General features: G+C 69.1%; 15 protein-coding genes and 1 pseudogene. 1 reads left to right on the forward strand and 15 read right to left on the reverse strand.

All coding sequences use genetic code 11. The features are described 5' to 3' along the window. Positions 1–91: 91 nt before the first annotated feature. The 13 genes and pseudogenes from HNR28_RS18445 to HNR28_RS09395 all read right to left on the reverse strand — a co-directional run bounded on the left by HNR28_RS18445 (position 92) and on the right by HNR28_RS09395 (position 11,510). Positions 92–760, reverse strand: a complete 669-nt coding sequence (locus HNR28_RS18445; RefSeq protein ID WP_409360359.1) for a hemerythrin domain-containing protein — start codon at positions 758–760, stop codon at positions 92–94. Next, positions 734–1,417 (reverse strand): annotated as a pseudogene (locus tag HNR28_RS18450) (ABC transporter ATP-binding protein); the annotation flags it as partial. The gene HNR28_RS18445 and the pseudogene HNR28_RS18450, both read right to left, overlap by 27 nt. Beyond that, positions 1,410–2,159, reverse strand: a complete 750-nt coding sequence (locus tag HNR28_RS09345) for an ABC transporter ATP-binding protein (RefSeq protein WP_151025128.1) — start codon at positions 2,157–2,159, stop codon at positions 1,410–1,412. The pseudogene HNR28_RS18450 and the gene HNR28_RS09345, both read right to left, overlap by 8 nt. Next, positions 2,156–3,208 (reverse strand): branched-chain amino acid ABC transporter permease, encoded by a 1,053-nt coding sequence (locus tag HNR28_RS09350; RefSeq protein WP_151025129.1) that lies wholly within the window; start codon positions 3,206–3,208, stop codon positions 2,156–2,158. Before HNR28_RS09350 ends, HNR28_RS09345 begins: the two co-directional genes overlap by 4 nt. Positions 3,209–3,216: 8 nt before the next feature. Next, entirely contained in the window at positions 3,217–4,071 is an 855-nt protein-coding gene (locus HNR28_RS09355; RefSeq protein WP_043682015.1) for a branched-chain amino acid ABC transporter permease, read from the reverse strand. Between the two features lie 94 nt (positions 4,072–4,165). Next, positions 4,166–5,341 (reverse strand): ABC transporter substrate-binding protein, encoded by a 1,176-nt coding sequence (locus HNR28_RS09360; RefSeq protein ID WP_151025130.1) that lies wholly within the window; start codon positions 5,339–5,341, stop codon positions 4,166–4,168. Positions 5,342–5,384: 43 nt separating this feature from the next. Continuing rightward, complete coding sequence (locus HNR28_RS09365; RefSeq protein ID WP_151025132.1) at positions 5,385–6,359, reverse strand: Gfo/Idh/MocA family oxidoreductase; 975 nt, start codon at positions 6,357–6,359, stop codon at positions 5,385–5,387. Next, the gene (locus HNR28_RS09370) at positions 6,356–7,225 is read right to left on the reverse strand and encodes a class III extradiol dioxygenase subunit beta (protein ID WP_151025134.1); all 870 of its coding nucleotides are present in this window, start codon (positions 7,223–7,225) and stop codon (positions 6,356–6,358) included. The genes HNR28_RS09365 and HNR28_RS09370 overlap by 4 nt, the downstream gene beginning before the upstream one ends. After that, positions 7,222–7,611, reverse strand: coding sequence for a protocatechuate 4,5-dioxygenase subunit alpha (ligA, locus tag HNR28_RS09375; protein WP_043682003.1), 390 nt, complete (start codon positions 7,609–7,611; stop codon positions 7,222–7,224). Before ligA ends, HNR28_RS09370 begins: the two co-directional genes overlap by 4 nt. A 3-nt stretch (positions 7,612–7,614) precedes the next feature. After that, positions 7,615–8,532: an amidohydrolase family protein gene (locus tag HNR28_RS09380; protein ID WP_151025136.1), complete on the reverse strand. Its 918-nt coding sequence runs from the start codon at positions 8,530–8,532 to the stop codon at positions 7,615–7,617. A gap of 37 nt (positions 8,533–8,569) precedes the next feature. Then, on the reverse strand, positions 8,570–9,265 hold the full coding sequence (gene ligK, locus HNR28_RS09385) for a 4-carboxy-4-hydroxy-2-oxoadipate aldolase/oxaloacetate decarboxylase (RefSeq protein ID WP_151025138.1): 696 nt from the start codon (positions 9,263–9,265) through the stop codon (positions 8,570–8,572). Between the two features lie 21 nt (positions 9,266–9,286). Continuing rightward, positions 9,287–10,315 (reverse strand): amidohydrolase family protein, encoded by a 1,029-nt coding sequence (locus HNR28_RS09390; RefSeq protein ID WP_151025143.1) that lies wholly within the window; start codon positions 10,313–10,315, stop codon positions 9,287–9,289. Positions 10,316–10,373: 58 nt separating this feature from the next. Beyond that, positions 10,374–11,510 carry a 4-oxalomesaconate tautomerase gene (locus tag HNR28_RS09395; RefSeq protein WP_151025139.1) on the reverse strand — a complete coding sequence of 379 codons (1,137 nt, stop codon included), beginning with the start codon at positions 11,508–11,510 and terminating at the stop codon, positions 10,374–10,376. Between the two features lie 162 nt (positions 11,511–11,672). On the opposite strand from HNR28_RS09395, the gene HNR28_RS09400 reads away from it, so the two are divergent. After that, on the forward strand, positions 11,673–12,587 hold the full coding sequence (locus HNR28_RS09400; protein WP_043681992.1) for a LysR family transcriptional regulator: 915 nt from the start codon (positions 11,673–11,675) through the stop codon (positions 12,585–12,587). Here the strand turns inward: HNR28_RS09400 and HNR28_RS09405 are convergent. Beyond that, positions 12,499–14,109, reverse strand: coding sequence for a methyl-accepting chemotaxis protein (locus HNR28_RS09405; RefSeq protein ID WP_184142797.1), 1,611 nt, complete (start codon positions 14,107–14,109; stop codon positions 12,499–12,501). The two genes, HNR28_RS09400 and HNR28_RS09405, sit on opposite strands and share 89 nt — an antisense overlap. Before the next feature lie 63 nt (positions 14,110–14,172). Further along, the gene (locus tag HNR28_RS09410) at positions 14,173–15,066 is read right to left on the reverse strand and encodes an NAD(P)-dependent oxidoreductase (protein ID WP_151025216.1); all 894 of its coding nucleotides are present in this window, start codon (positions 15,064–15,066) and stop codon (positions 14,173–14,175) included. Positions 15,067–15,147 lie beyond the last annotated feature (81 nt).

A 15,147-nucleotide genomic window follows, 5' to 3' on the forward strand; every position in this document is an offset into this window, starting at 1 on the left:
CTTTTTGGTTGTTTGGCGTGAGAACCAATAACCATAAGCCCTCGGGCAAGAATCGCCTATTCCTTTTTACCCGCCTGACGAAATTTCCGGGCTAGTGCGCCGGCGCCGCGCCCACCCCGATGGGCGCCGGGGCCAGCAGGGTGATCCGCCGGAACAGCTCGGCATAGCGGTTGTCCGGGCCGGACCAGGGGTCGCCGTTGCGGATGAAGTCGGCGTTGATCGCGTCCCATTCGTTCGCGGCGAACAGGCGGCGGGCCGCCGGCAGGATGTGGCGCTCCTCGGTGTTGAGGTGCACCCATTCGTCGGCGATGTAGCTGCGCACCGCGTCGCGGAAGCCGGGGAAGCTCGCCGCGCCGCCCTGCACGTAGCTGACCAGGGCGCGGTCGAGCCGGCTGGTGGCGTGGATCGCGTCGCGGTGCTCGGCCTCCAGCCGGTCCAGGTGCTCGTCCACGTCGTGCGTCTTGGTGCGCAGCAAGGCGAAGATCTGGTCTTCCTTGGGATGGTGCAGCTTGTCGGGCATCTCGGCGATGTATTCGATCATGCTTGCCAGCAGGGTGTAGTCCGGCTCCAGCCGGCCGTCCTCGATGTCCTGCACCACGCGCGAAAGGCCGTTGAGGATCGCCGCGATGGCGCGGTGCTCTTCCTGGATGGCCTCGATGGCGGGAATGCGCTCGGCCGGCGCGCGGGCCGGCGCGGCCTCCCCGCCCTCCTGGGTGGCGCCCGCGCCCAGCCAGCGGTCCAGCGCCGTGCCGTCGCGCAGCAGCTCCGCGCTGTCGCCGGCATAGACCACCCGGCCGCGCTCCAGCACCACCGCCCGGCGCGTGATCGGCAGGATCTGGCGCGCGTGCTGCTCCACCAGGATCACGGCCATGCGGCCTTCCGAGACCATGCGGTCGATGATGTGCAGCAGTTCCTGGGCGATCAGCGGCGCCAGGCCTTCGAGGGGCTCGTCCAGCAGCAGCACCTTGGGGTTGAGCATCAGCGCCCGCCCCATGGCGAGCATCTGCTGCTCACCGCCCGAGAGCTGGCTGCCGAGGTTCGCGCGGCGCTCCTGCAGCCGGGGGAACATGGCGTAGACCCGCTCCAGGGTCCATTCGCCCGGCCGGGCGACCACGGTGAGGTTTTCCTCGACGGTCAGGGAACGGAAGATGTCGCGTTCCTGCGGCACCCAGCCCAGGCCGGCCTGGGCGCGGCGGTGGCTGGGCACCTGGGCGATGTCCTGGCCCTGGAAGAAGATGCGGCCGCGGCGCAGCCGGGTGACCCCCATCAGGGTGGCCAGCAGCGTGGTCTTGCCCATGCCGTTGCGGCCCAGCAGCGCCAGGCTTTCGCCGGCCGCCAGGGACAGGGACAGGTCTTCCAGGACGACGGCGTCGCCGTAGCCCGCCCAGACGTTTTCCAGGCGCAGCAGCTCAGACATGGGCTTCTCCCAGGTAGACTTCCTTGACGCGCGGATGGTGCGCGATCACCTCGGGGGTGTCCTCGATCAGCAAGGCGCCCGACACCAGGACGGAAATGCGTTCGGCGAAACGGAAAACCAGATTCATGTCGTGTTCGATCAGCAGGATGGTGACGTCGCGCGGCAGCTGGGCGATGGTCTCGAACAGCTCCTGGCTCTCGCCGGTGGGCACGCCGGCCGCCGGCTCGTCGAGCAGCAGCACCTTGGGCTGCAGCGCCAGGGCCAGGGCGATCTCGATCAGGCGCTGGCGGCCGTAGGCCAGGTTGCGCGTGGTCTCGAGGGCGTCGGACAGCAGCTTGAGGCGTTCCAGGATGGAGGCGGCCTCGTCGATGACCTCGCCGCGGGCGGACAGCGGCTGCCACCAGCGCGTGCCCAGGCCCCTGCGTTCGCTGACGGCCAGGACGACGGATTCGAGCACCGTCATGTCCATGAACAGCTGGTTGATCTGGAAGGTGCGCACCAGCCCCAGGCGCACGCGCTCGTGCTGCGGCATGCGCGTGACGTCGCGGCCCATCAGCTCGACGCGGCCGGCGCTGGGCTCCAGGTAGCCGGTCAGCAGGTTGATCAGCGTGGTCTTGCCGGCGCCGTTGGGGCCGATCAGGGCGTGCCGGGCGCCGGGCGCGACCGAGAGATCGACGTTGTCGGTGGCCACGAAGCCGCCGAAGCGGCGCACCAGGCCGTGGGTCTGCAGAACGGGGCTCATGAAGGGGACTCCGTGCGGGCGCGCGACTGGGCGCGGTGGCGGGAAGATTCGATCCACTGGCGGGCCGTCCCCAGGATGCCGCCCCGGGCGAACAGCACCACCAGCACCAGGATCAGGCCCAGCCAGAACTGCCAGTACTGGGGATTCATGTCGGACAGGAGATAGTTGGCGATCACGAAGACGATGGCGCCCAGCAGCCCGCCGTACAGGTGCCCCGCCCCGCCCAGGATCAGGATCAGCAGCAGGTCGGCCGAGCGCTGGAAGCTGAGCACGTCCAGCGAGACGAAGGAATTCGTCTGCGCCAGCAGGGCGCCGGCCACCCCGGCATAGCCCGCGCCGATGGTGTAGACCGTGATCAGGCGGCGGTTCACGGGCACGCCCAGCGCCGGCATGCGCAGGGTGTTCATGCGGATGCCGCGCAGGCTCTGGCCGAAGGGCGAATGCACCAGGCGGCGGGCGAACCAGAACAGCACGAACAGCACGATGACCGAATAGATGTAGCCGACGCGGCCAAACATGTCGAAATCGAACATGCCCAGGATCGGCCCGACTTCGACGCCCGGCATGCCGTCCACCCCGCCGGTGATGGAGGTGAACTTGTTGGCCAGCTCGTAGAGCATCAGGGCGACGCCCAGCGTGACCATCAGGCGCGACAGGTCGCTGCCGCGCAGCAGCAGGAAGCTGCTGAGAAAGCCCAGCAGGGCGGCGATCGCGGCGGCCAGGAGCAGGCCCAGCAGCGGATCCCCGAAGCCGTTGGAGCCCAGCAGGCCCACGGTGTAGGCGCCCACGCCGAAGAAGGCGGCGTGGCCCAGGGAAATGATCCCGGCGTAGCCGAAGATCAGGTCCAGCGACAGGGCGAACAGGCTGGTGATGGCGATCTGGCTCAGCAGCAGGTAGTTGCCCGGAAAAGCGAAGTACGCCAGGATCGGCAGGCACCAGAACAGGTATTCCAGCGGCTTCCAGCGGGCCGAGCGGCGGTAGCGGCCGAGGGCGTCCGCCGTGCCGGACTGCGGATGGGACGGCGTCCCGATCGAGGTAGAGGTCGTCATGTCGGGGCCTATTTGTGGGAACGGCCGAACAGGCCATGGGGGCGGAAGATCAGGGTCGCCACCATGACGGCATAGATGATGAAGGCGCCGATCTGCGGCACGTAGTATTTGCCGGCCACGTCGGCCACGCCGAGCAGGATGGCGGCATACAGCGAGCCGAGAATGTTGCCGCTGCCCCCCACCGACACCACGATGAGGAAGTACACCATGTACTTCACGGGGAATTCGGGATCCAGCCCCAGCATCTCGACCCCCAGCGCCCCGCCCAGGCCCGCCAGGGCCGAGCCCAGGGCGAAGGTCAGGCTGAAGACGCGGTTGACGTCGATGCCCATGCCGCGCGCGACGCGCTGGTTGTCCACGGCGGCCCGCAGGCGGGCGCCGAAGGAGGTGCGGATCACGGACCACTGCAGCAGCAGGGCCACCACCAGGCCGGCGGCGATCAGGAACAGGCGGTAGACGCCGACGTCCACGCCGGGCAGGTGGATCTGTCCGGTCAGGAAGGCGGGCAGGTGCAGCGGCTGCTGCTGCGCGCCAAAGAAATAATGGGCGGCGGCCACGGACATGAACACCAGGCCGATGGAGAACAGCACCTGGTCCAGGTCGGAGGCCGCGTACAGGCGGCGGTAGAGGGTGCGTTCGAGCACGATGCCGGCCAGGGCGGGCACGAGGATGGCCGCCGGCAGCGTCGCCAGGAACGGGACGCCATAGCTGTTGAGCAGCACGACGCAGGCATAGCCGCCCAGCATGGCGAACGCGCCATGGGCCAGGTTGACGAAATTCATCAGGCCCAGCGTCACCGACAGGCCGACACTGATCAGGAACAGCAGCATGCCCGCGGCAATGCCGTCGAAGAGTATGGTCATATTGATTCCAGGACTGGGAAAGATCCGGTTCCGGACCGTCCGGGCGCGGCGGGCCCCGCCCGCGAGAGCGGGGGCCGCGCGCCCGGAGCGGCGATCACTTCTGCTTGCCGGGGTCCTTGACGGCCTCGATCTTGTCGAATTCCACGTTCTGCAGCACGCCGTCCACCTTCTCGACCTTGCGGATGTAGACATTCTGGACGATGTCGCGCGTTTCCGGGTCGATTTCCACCGGGCCGCGCGGACTGGTCCACTTCATGCCCTTGACCGCCGCCATGAAGGCGTCGGCGCCGGCGTCGCCCTGGGTCTTTTCCAGGGCCTTGTAGATGAGCGCCATGCCGTCGTAGCCCGCCACCGCCACGAAGTTGGGGCGGTCATTGGGGAAGGCCTTGTGGTAGGCGGCCACGAAGGCCTTGTTTTCCGGCGAATCGTGCACGGCCGAGTAGTGGAATGAGGTGATCATGCCGATGGCCGCGTCGCCCATGGCGTCGAGCACGTCCTCGTCGGTCACGTCGCCCGTGGCCAGTTCCTTGATCCCGGCCTGGTCCAGGCCGCGTTCCTTGTAGCCCTTGGCCAGGGCCACGCCCTGCTCGCCGTTGGGCACGAAGAAGAACACGGCGTCGGGCTTGGCGTCCTTCACGCGCTGCAGGAACGGCGCGTAGTCCGGCGTGTTGACCGGCGTGCGGACCTCGCCCGTGATCTTGCCGCCCAGGCTGGTGAAGGTCTTCTGGAACTGCTGCTCGGCGTCGTGGCCCGGACCATAGTCGGACACCAGGGTGTAGACCGATTTGATGCTGTTGGCATAGGCCCACTGCGCCATCGGCGCGGTGACCTGCGGCAGGGTCATGGATACCCGCACGATGTTGGGCGACTTCTCGGTGATCGAGGAGGTGGCGGCGTTCAGCACCACCATCGGCACCTTGGCTTCCGTGGCCAGGGGCGCGACGGAGAAGGCGTTGGGCGTCAGGGTGAAGCCGGCCAGGATGTCGACCTTGTCCTTGATGAGCAGTTCCTGGGCCTGGCGCTTGGCCACCGCCGGGGCGATGCCGGTGTCGTCCTTGATGATGATCTTGACCTTGCGGCCGGCGACGGTGTCGCCGTGCTCGGCCAGGAACACGTCGATGCCGTGCTTGATCTGCTTGCCGTGGGCGGCGAACGGCCCGGACATCGGCATCACCACGCCGATCTTCAGGTCGGCGGCCTGGGCCGTGCCGAATGCCGGGGCCAGGCCGAAGGCCAGGGCCGCCGCCACCAGGGTTTTGCTGAGTTTCATGGTCTCGCTCCTGCTTGTGGGTTCGTAGGGAGGAAAGGATGGATCACGTCCGGCCCGTCTGGCCGGACAGTTGCTGCTCGAGGTCGTGCAGCACCCGGTAGCACGGCAGAACCTGCGCCACGCTGGCGTTCGGTTCCCGCCCTTCGCGGATGGCTGCGAAGAATTCGCGGTCCTGCAGTTCGATGCCGTTCATCGACACGTCCACCTGGCTGACGTCGATGGGCTCCTCGCGGCCGGTGTACAGATCGTCGTAGCGGGCGATGTAGGTCGCCGTGTCGCCGATGTAGCGGAAGAAGGTCCCCAGCGGGCCGTCGTTGTTGAAGCTCAGCGACAGCGTGCAGAGCGCGCCGTTGGCCGCCAGGAGCTGGATGGACATGTCCATGGCGATGCCCAGCTCGGGGTGGATCGGCCCCTGCAGCGCGTTGGCCCGCACGATGGGGCTGCCGCACTGGTAGGCGAACAGGTCCACCGTGTGCGCCGCGTGGTGCCACAGCAGGTGGTCGGTCCAGCTGCGCGGCTGGCCCAGCGCGTTCATGTTGGTGCGGCGGAAGAAGTACGTCTGCACGTCCATCTGCTGGATGTGGAATTCGTCGCGCTCGATGCGCTGGTGCACGTACTGGTGGCTGGGGTTGAAGCGCCGCGTGTGGCCGCACATGGCGACCTTGCCGGTCTCGCGCGCCAGGGCGACCAGGGCCTCGGCGTCGGCCAGGCGGTCGGCCATGGGGATCTCGACCTGCACGTGCTTGCCGGCGCGCAGGCAGGCCATGGCCTGGGACGCGTGCATCTGCGTCGGCGTGCACAGGATCACGGCATCGACCTCGGGCAGCGCCAGGGCTTCGTCCAGCTCGGTGGCGGCATGGCCGATGCCGTATTTCCGCGCCGTCTCGCGGGTCTTTTCGATGTCGCGGCTGACCAGGGAAACGACTTCCACGCCGTCGATGCGGGCGATGCCGTCCAGGTGCTTGATGCCGAAGGCGCCGGCGCCGGCCAGCGCGACCTTCAGGGTGCGTTCGGTCATTGTTGTTCCTCCAGGATCAGATGGCCCACGGCCGTGTTCGAGGCCGGCACGTGGTAGAAGCGGTGCGCGACGCGCGGCGCCGGGCCGCCCGCCGCATCGGCCATGGCGCCGCGGGCGATCAGCCACATCACCAGCTCGATGCCTTCCGAGCCCGCCTCGCGCACGTAGTCGATGTGCGGCACGCCGGCCAGGCCGGCCGGATCGGCGATCAGCCGGTCCATGAAGGCGTTGTCGAACTCGCGGTTGATCAGGCCGGCGCGCGGCCCCTGCAGCTGGTGGCTCATGCCGCCCGTGCCCCAGATGTGCACGTTCAGGGGCTCGTCGTAGCTTTCGATGGCGCGGCGGATGGCGCGGCCCAGCTCGAAGCAGCGGCGGCCCGAGGGCACGGGATACTGCACCACGTTGACGGCGAAGGGGATCACCGGGCAGGGCCAGGCCTCGGGCTGGCCGCACATCAGCGACAGCGGCACCGTCAGGCCGTGGTCCACGTCCATCTTGTTGACGATGGTGAGGTCGAAGTCCTGCTGGATCACCGACTGGGCGATGTGCGCGGCCAGGGCCGGATGGCCGATGACGGTCGGCACCGGACGCGCGCCCCAGCCTTCGTCGGCCGGATTGAACTGCGCCGCGCAGCCGATCGCGAAGGTCGGGATCATGTCCAGGCTGAACGCCGTGGCGTGGTCGTTGTAGACCAGGAAGATGACGTCGGGACGATGGTCCTTCATCCACTGCTTGGACGGCTCGTAGCCCTTGAACAGCGGCGCCCAGTAGTCGTTGCCGGTCTTGCCCAGGTCGATGGCGGCGCCGATCGCGGGCACGTGCGAGGTGTAGACACTCGCGCCGATGCGGGCATGCGTCTGGTTCATTGCTTTTCTCCGGTGCGGCGGTTGCCTTCGATGCTGCGGCCGCCGGCCAGCATCATCGCGGCGTATTCTTCCTGCGTCATGCCGGTCATGCTGGCGGCCATGTACTGGAAGGAACGTCCGTCGGTGGCGCCGATCTTGGCGAGGAAATAGATGTTGCCGCCCAGCTCCAGGCAGCGGTTCAGGTCGCGCGCCAGCACGGCCTGCTTCTGCTCCTCGGTCATGGGCCACTCGTCCAGGTAGGCGCGTTCGTCGGCGCGGAACCGTTCGCGGTTCTCCGCCTTCATCAGCGACATACAGAACTGGTTCAGGTGGTAGCCCTTGCGGGACTGGTCGGCGTCGAAGATGGTCGTGCCGGGCACGTCGGTATAAGGCTTGTTCAGGGACATGGCTCAACTCCAGTACAAGCGGTTCGGATTGTCCACCAGCAGCTTGCGCTGCAACTCGGCCGTCGGCGCGATCTGGGGGATGTAATCCACCAGCAGGCCGTCGTCGGGCATGTGGGACTTGAGATTCGGATGGGGCCAGTCGGTGCCCCACAGCACGCGGTCGGGGAAGGTTTCCACCAGCCGGCGCGCGAAGGGCACGACGTCGCGGTAGGCGTGCTGCTCGCCGTTCAGGGCCGGCGGGCCCGACTGGCTCAGGCGTTCCGGGCAGCTGACCTTGCTCCAGATGTTCCCATGGTCCTGCATCATCCTCACGAACAGGCCGAATTCCGGGCCGTCCACGGGCTTGGTCACGTCGGGCCGGCCCATGTGATCGACCACCACCGTCGTCGGCAGCGTGGTGAAGAAATCATACAGTTCCGGGAGATCCTGCGCCTCGAAATAAACCACGACGTGCCAGCCCAGCGGCGCGATGCGCGCGGCGATCTCGGCGAGCACTTCGCGCGGCGTGAAATCGGCCAGGCGCTTGACGAAATTGAAGCGCGTGCCGCGCACGCCGGCCTCGTGCATGGCCCGCAGCTCGGCGTCGGTGACCTCGCGCGAGACGGTCGCCACGCCGCGCGCGCGGCCGCCGGAGGCGCGCAGCGCATCGACCAGGGCACGGTTGTCGGTGCCATGGCAGGTCGCCTGCACGATCACGTTCTTCTCGAAGCCCAGGTGGTCGCGCAGGGCGAACAGGGCTTCCTTGGGCGCGTCGCAGGGCGTGTACTTGCGCTCCGGCGCGTAGGGGAACACCGCGCCGGGGCCGAACACGTGGCAATGCGCGTCCACCGCCCCGGCGGGCAGGCGGAAGCGCGGACGGCTGGGGCCGTCGTAGTAATCCAGCCAGCCCGGGGTCTTGGTGAAAGTTTCGGCGGTGGTCATCGCAAATCCTCTGTCGATGTGTCTCGGTCGATGGGTCTCAATCGATGTATTTCAGGCCGGCCTTTTCCAGGCCTTCGCGCATCTTGTAGTAGTCCAGGCCCAGCACGCCCGAGGCGAAGATGTCGCGCTTGGCGCCTTCGTTGTCCTCGCGGGCCTGGGCCTTGGCGGCGACTTCGCCGGCGATGGCGGCGGGCACCACCACCACGCCGTCGGTGTCGGCCACCACCACGTCGCCCGGGTTCACCAGCGCGCCGGCGCACACCACGGGGATGTTGACCGAGCCCAGGGTGCCCTTGACGGTGCCCTTGGCGCTGATGGCGCGGCTGAATACCGGAAAATCCATGGATTCCAGCGTATCGACGTCGCGCACGCCGCCGTCGATCACCAGGCCGCGCGCGCCGCGCGCCTTGAACGAGGTGGCCAGCAGATCGCCGAAGAAGCCGTCGGTGCTGTCGGTGGTGCAGCCGGCCACCACCACGTCGCCGGGCTGGATCTGCTCGGCAGCCACGTGCAGCATCCAGTTGTCGCCGGGCTGCAGCAGCACCGTGACGGCCGTGCCGCACATGCGCGCGCCGCGCCAGATGGGGCGCATGACGGGCTTCATCAGGCCCACGCGGCCCATGGCCTCGTGGATGGTCGCCACGCCGAAGCGCGCGAGCCGTTCGACGGCGGCCGGATCGGCGCGCTGGATGGTGCGGTGAACGACGCCGAGCTGGTTCAGGGGGGTGCTCATGTCCGTATTCCTCCTCAGGGGTTACAGGCCCTTGGCCTTCAGGGCGGCGTCCAGGCGCGGATACACGCGGCGCGCGTTGCCCTCGTAGATCTGGAAGCGGTCGGCGTCGCTGAGCGTCGCGGCGGCTTCGATGTAGCGTTTGGTGTCGTCGAAATGGTGCCCGGTCTCGGGGTCGATGCCGCGCACCGCGCCGATCATCTCGGAGGCGAACAGCACGTTCTTCACCGGGATCACGCGGGTCAGCAGGTCGATGCCCGGCTGGTGGTAGACGCAGGTGTCGAAGAACACGTTGTTGAGCAGGTGCTCGTCGAGCAGGGGCTTGTTCAGCGCCTGGGCCAGGCCGCGGAAGCGGCCCCAGTGGTAGGGCGCGGCGCCGCCGCCGTGCGGGATCACGAAGCGCAGCGTCGGGAAGTCCTTGAACAGGTCCGAGGTCAGGCACTGCATGAAGGCCGTGGTGTCGGCGTTCAGGTAGTGGGCGCCCGTGGTATGGAAGCAGGCATTGCAGCTGGTGGATACGTGGATCATCGCCGGGATGTCGTATTCCACCATCTTCTCGTAGATGGGATACCAGGAGCGGTCCGACAGCGGCGGCGCGGTCCAGTGGCCGCCCGAGGGATCCGGATTCAGGTTGATCCCGACCGCGCCGTATTCCTCGACGCACTTTTCGAGTTCCGGAATGCAGGTGGCCGGATCCACGCCCGGCGACTGGGGCAGCATGGCGGCCATGACGAATTCGTCGGGGAACAGCGTGGCGACCCGATGGCAGAGTTCGTTGCAGATGGCCGACCAGGTGCTGGACACCTGGAAATCGCCGATGTGGTGCGCCATGAAGCTGGCGCGCGGCGAGAAGATCGTCAGGTCGGAGCCGCGCTCGCGCATCAGGCGCAGCTGGTTCTTCTCGATGCTCTCGCGCAGATCGTCGTCGCTGATGCGCAGGTCGGAAGGGCTGGGCCGTTGCGCCGGATCCTGGATGCCGGCGATCTGCCGGTCGCGCCAGTCGGCCAGCGCCTGCGGCGCCGTCGTGTAGTGGCCGTGGCAGTCGATGATCAGGGGTTTTCTGCTCATGTCGTACGATTCCTTTTCTGTGTATCGCCGTGTCCGGGGAGGATCAGCGCGCCTGGGGCCAGACCGCGGCCGGCACCATGACTTCGCCGCGCATGATGAGCCGCGCGGTGCGCAGCAGCGCCGCGCGCGCGACCTTCTGGGGATCCTGGGGGTCGAGCTCCAGCTCGACCGTGAATTCGCCGCTGGGGTGCTCGATCGACACCGCCTTGCGCGCGCCTTCGGGCAGGCGCGCCAGGTCGTGCGGCACCGAGCCTTCCAGGACGCAGGCCGTGCCCACCGTCACCGCCGCCAGCACGCCGATGGCCTCGTGGCAGACGTGCGGGATGAAGCTGCGGGTGCTGATCGCCCCGCCCTCGCGGGGCTCGGACACCAGGGTCATCTTGGGATAGTTGCGCGAGGACACGTCGCCCAGGCCCATCAGCTCGCCCGTGCGCAGCCGCAGGGCCTCGATGCGGGCCTTGAGCGCCTCGTCGGCGTTCAGCTCGGCCGGGGTCTCGTGCCCCGTGCAGCCCACGTCGCCGGCGCGGAACAGCACCAGCGGCATGCCGTTGTCGATGCAGGTGACGTCGATCTCGAAGGCCTCGAAATCCGCGCCGGCCGGCGGCTCGACGCGCACGCGGTCGCGCACCCGGCCGGTGGGCAGCAGGCCCGAACACACCGAGCCGGCGGTGTCGAGGAAATTGATCGTGATCGGCGCCGAGCGGCCGGGCACGCCGTCGATGCGCGCATCGCCCTCGTAGGACACCTGGCGGCCTTCCGGCGTCATCGGGGTGAGGACGGTGATGTCGCACTGCATGCCGGTATTGCGGGTCAGCACGCGGACGGTGGTCTCGTCGCCCTGGGCCTGGATCAGGCCGCGCTCCAGCGCGAAGGGCACGACCGCCGCCAGCATGTTGCCGCAGTTGGCCGTCGTGTCCACGGTGTCGCGGTCGGGCTGCAGCTGCGCGAACAGGAATTCGAGGTCCACGCCCGGCGTGGTGCCGGGCCGCACGATGCCGACCTTGCTGGTGAGGGGATGGGCGCCGCCCAGGCCGTCGATCTGGCGCCGGTCCGGCGAGCCCATCACCGCCAGCAGCACCCGGTCGCGCGCCGCCGTGTCGGCGGGCAGGTCGGATTCCAGGAAGAAGGGCCCGCGCGACGTGCCGCCGCGCATGAACAGGGCAGGAATGGATTTCTGCATCACATCACCACATTGTGTTCGATGGAGCCCATTATGGACGTGCGCCCTGCAATGCATAAGGGCATACGTCCACTATCAGCTATGCCGAAATGATATGATCTATACAATGCAATACCGAATTTAAGGGTAAACCCTGATTCCTCTCGATACGACACCGATGCCATGGATCTGAAGCAATTGGAATACTTCATGCGCGTGGCCGAGCTGGGCAGCTTCACCCAGGCCTCGCACGCGCTGAACATCGCCCAGCCGGCCCTCAGCCGGCAGGTCCGCATGCTGGAGGTCGAACTGCGCCAGAACCTGCTGAACCGCAACGGCCGCGGCGTCACCACCACCGAGGCCGGCAAGCTGCTGCTGGAGCACTGCCGCGGCATCCTGCACCAGGTCGATCGCGCCAAGGAGGACATGGGCCGGGTGCAGGGCGCGCTGGCCGGCCGGGTGGCGCTGGGCATCGCGCCCAGCGCGTCGAAGATGATGACCGTGCGGCTCACGCGGCAGTTCCGCAAGCGGCTGCCCAACGCCACGCTGTCGATCGGCGAGGGCCTGTCGCTGGTGATGCAGGAATGGCTGCTCGCCGGGCGCCTGGACATCGCCCTGCTCTACAACCCCTCGCCCTCCGCCGACCTGGAGCTCAGCCCGCTGACCAGCGAGCTGCTGTACCTGGTCGGCCCGCGCGGGCCGCATCCCTCGCAGCAGGCGATGCCGCTGCGCGCGCTGGTGAACATCCCGCTGGTGATCCCCAACCGCCCGCACACGGTGCGCATGCTGCTGGAATCGCAGATGGCCCTGATCGGCTGCAAGCCGAACATCCGCCTGGAGATCGACGGCGTGCAGGCCATCCTGGACCTGGTGGCCGACGGCGAGGGCTACGCCATCCTGACGGAGCACGCCGTGCTGACCTCGGCCCAGCCGGACCGCTACCACATCCGCCCCATCGTCCAGCCCGAACTGCCCAGCCGGCTGTACCTGGCCACGGCCTCGGGCCGGATCACGACGCTGACGCAGAAAGCGATGCTCGACCTGATCCGCGAGACGGTGCGCGAGGTGTATCCCGCCTCGATGATTCAAACAGCCTGAAGGAATCCACCAGCGCGCCCAGGGCCTCGGCCTGCCCGCGGATGTGGTCGGCCGCCTGCGCGGCCTGCGTCACCAGCGCCGCGTTGGCGCGGGTGGCCTGGTCGATCAGCCCCACCGCCTGGCTGGCCTGGCCGATGCCCAGTTCCTGCTCCTGGCTGGCGTGCGCGATCTCGCGCACCAGCGCGGCGAACTGCCCGGCCGATTCGCGGATGCCCGCCGACATGCGCCCGGCCTGCGCCACCTGCTCGCTGCCGTCGCCGATGGCCCGCACCGAGGCGGCCACCAGCGCCTCGATCTCGCGCGCGGCCTCGCCGGTGCGCTGCGCCAGGTTGCGCACCTCGTCGGCCACCACGGCGAAGCCGCGGCCCTGCTCGCCCGCGCGCGCCGCCTCGACCGAGGCGTTCAGCGCCAGGATGTTGGTCTGGAAGGCGATGCCGTTGATGACGCCGGAGATGTCCGCGATCCGCCGGGCCTCGTTCTGGATGCCTTCCATGGTGCGCGCCACGCCGCCCATGGAGGCCTCGCCCTGGCCCACCAGCCCTTCCAGGCCGTCGGCCAGCTCCGCCGCCTGGCGCGCATTGGCGGCGTTCTGCCGCACCGTGCCGGCCAGTTCCTCGATCGAGGCGGCGGTCTCCTCCAGGGAGCTGGCCTGGGCCTCGGTGCGGCCGGCCAGATCGTCGTTGCCGCCCGCGATGTCGCGCACGCCCGCCACCACGACCTCGGTGGATTCCAGGATGCGCACCAGCAGGAGCTTGATGTTGATCTGCAGGATGCGCAGGCCGTGCGCCAGTTCGGCGAGCTCGCCCGGCTGGTCCACCGGCAGGCGGCGGGACAGGTCGCCCGCGCTGATGTGCTCGATCTCGGCGCGCATGGCGCGCAGCGGGGCGGTGATGTCGGTCCAGAGCTTCAGGCCGCCCAGCACCGTCCAGAGTCCGCCGGCCGCCGCGGGCAGCCAGACCGCCGGGCCGCCGGCCTGGGCGAGCCCGGCCTGGGCGGCCAGCGCCGCCAGCACGCCGGCGGCATAGAGCGCCAGGCGCACGCGCAGCGGCCAGGACCGCCACAGGCGGGCGGCGCCCTCGATGATGCGGCCTTCGCGGATGCGCACCCCGCCGGCGCCCCGGGCCATGGCCTGATAGGCGCGGTCGGCCCGCTCGACCTCGGCGCGCGCGGGCCGGGTGCGGATCGACGTGAAGCCCGCGACCCGGCCGTCGCGCACCACGGGCGCCGCGTCGATGTGCACCCAGTAGTGGTCGCCGTTCCGGCAGCGGTTCTTCATCAGGCCCGACCAGGTGCGCCCGGCGCGCACCGTCCGCATCAGGTCCGCGAACGGCTCGCGCGGCATGTCGGGGTGGCGCAGAATGGCCTGGGACGCGCCCAGGACCTCGTGCGGCTCATGGCCGCTGATCCGCAGGAAATCCCGGTTGACGTACTTGATGCGGCCTTCCAGGTCGGTCGCCAGGACGATGCGGTCGGTTTCGGACAGGACGCGCTCGCGTCCCGTGACGTGGATCTGTTCTGTCATGGATGGCGGCCTCCTCTTCCGCCTCCGGGCGCGGCGCTGCTCTGGCGCCCGCCCCGGGGTGCGTCAGTCGCGCGCCTGGGCGATCAGGCGATCGGCGTACGCCTGCCAGCCGCCCGCCGCCTCGACGTCCGCGAACAGGCCTTGCGCCGCCAGCCCGGCGACCCAGTCCTGCTTCTCGGCGGTCGCGGCGGCCATCCAGGGCTCGAAGCCGGCTTCGCGCACGGTGTTGGCGACCTCGCGCATTTCCTCGGCGCGGCGGCGGCCGTGCTGCACGACGCGGCTGTAGAAATAGCGGCCCTGCTCCGTCCAGTCGATGGAGGGGAAGGTTTCCTGCAGCGTGGGCAGCACGTAGTCCTCGACGCCGTAGGCGCGCGCGGCGGTGTAGCTTTCGATCACCAGGGCCTCCAGGCCCTTGATCATGACGCTGCGGCACATCTTGATGGCCGAGGCCACGCCCAGTTCCGCCGACACGGCGGTGGCGTCCATGCCGAAGGCGCGCAGCCGCTCGGCCAGGGCCTCGGCGTGCGGGCCGCCGAGCAGCATCGGCACCCGGATGCCGTAGGGCGGGACCGAGGTCATCACCCCCGCCTCGACGTAGCGCCCGCCCGCGGCCTCGACCAGTCCGGCGGCCTGGCGCTTGGCCCCCGGCGAAGCGGAATTCAGGTCCAGGAAGACGGTGCCCGGCCGCAGGTGCGCGGCCGCCTCGCGCGCCACCGCCACGGTGTTCGAGGCGGTGACGGCGGAAATCACCAGGTCGCTCGCCGCGCACAGCGCCGCCGCCGAATCGCACAGGACGACGCCTTCGCGCGCCGCGCGCTCGCGCAGCGGCGCCGCCGCGGCCGCGTCGGCCAGCTTGACGTCCCAGGCATGGACGCCGTCCACCTGCGGTTTCAGGCCGGCGCAGAAGATGCCGCCCACTTCACCGTAGCCGATCAGGCCCAATCGAGTTCCTTGCATGGCTTTCGTAGCTCCCTTCAATGATTCCGATCCAAGCGCGGACCGCGCACGCGGCCCGGCGCGGACGGCGGGCCGCAAGGC

The organism is Castellaniella defragrans (assembly GCF_014203015.1).
Lineage (GTDB): Bacteria > Pseudomonadota > Gammaproteobacteria > Burkholderiales > Burkholderiaceae_B > Castellaniella > Castellaniella defragrans.

Bases quoted from the DNA above. Each gene is read 5' to 3' on its own strand.
- HNR28_RS09345 (WP_151025128.1), bottom strand. From the start codon at position 2,159: ATGAGCCCCGTTCTGCAGACCCACGGCCTGGTGCGCCGCTTCGGCGGC.
- HNR28_RS09350 (WP_151025129.1), bottom strand. From the start codon at position 3,208: ATGACGACCTCTACCTCGATCGGGACGCCGTCCCATCCGCAGTCCGGC.
- HNR28_RS09355 (WP_043682015.1), bottom strand. From the start codon at position 4,071: ATGACCATACTCTTCGACGGCATTGCCGCGGGCATGCTGCTGTTCCTG.
- HNR28_RS09360 (WP_151025130.1), bottom strand. From the start codon at position 5,341: ATGAAACTCAGCAAAACCCTGGTGGCGGCGGCCCTGGCCTTCGGCCTG.
- HNR28_RS09365 (WP_151025132.1), bottom strand. From the start codon at position 6,359: ATGACCGAACGCACCCTGAAGGTCGCGCTGGCCGGCGCCGGCGCCTTC.
- HNR28_RS09370 (WP_151025134.1), bottom strand. From the start codon at position 7,225: ATGAACCAGACGCATGCCCGCATCGGCGCGAGTGTCTACACCTCGCAC.
- ligA (WP_043682003.1), bottom strand. From the start codon at position 7,611: ATGTCCCTGAACAAGCCTTATACCGACGTGCCCGGCACGACCATCTTC.
- HNR28_RS09380 (WP_151025136.1), bottom strand. From the start codon at position 8,532: ATGACCACCGCCGAAACTTTCACCAAGACCCCGGGCTGGCTGGATTAC.
- ligK (WP_151025138.1), bottom strand. From the start codon at position 9,265: ATGAGCACCCCCCTGAACCAGCTCGGCGTCGTTCACCGCACCATCCAG.
- HNR28_RS09395 (WP_151025139.1), bottom strand. From the start codon at position 11,510: ATGCAGAAATCCATTCCTGCCCTGTTCATGCGCGGCGGCACGTCGCGC.
- HNR28_RS09400 (WP_043681992.1), top strand. From the start codon at position 11,673: ATGGATCTGAAGCAATTGGAATACTTCATGCGCGTGGCCGAGCTGGGC.
- HNR28_RS09405 (WP_184142797.1), bottom strand. From the start codon at position 14,109: ATGACAGAACAGATCCACGTCACGGGACGCGAGCGCGTCCTGTCCGAA.
- HNR28_RS09410 (WP_151025216.1), bottom strand. From the start codon at position 15,066: ATGCAAGGAACTCGATTGGGCCTGATCGGCTACGGTGAAGTGGGCGGC.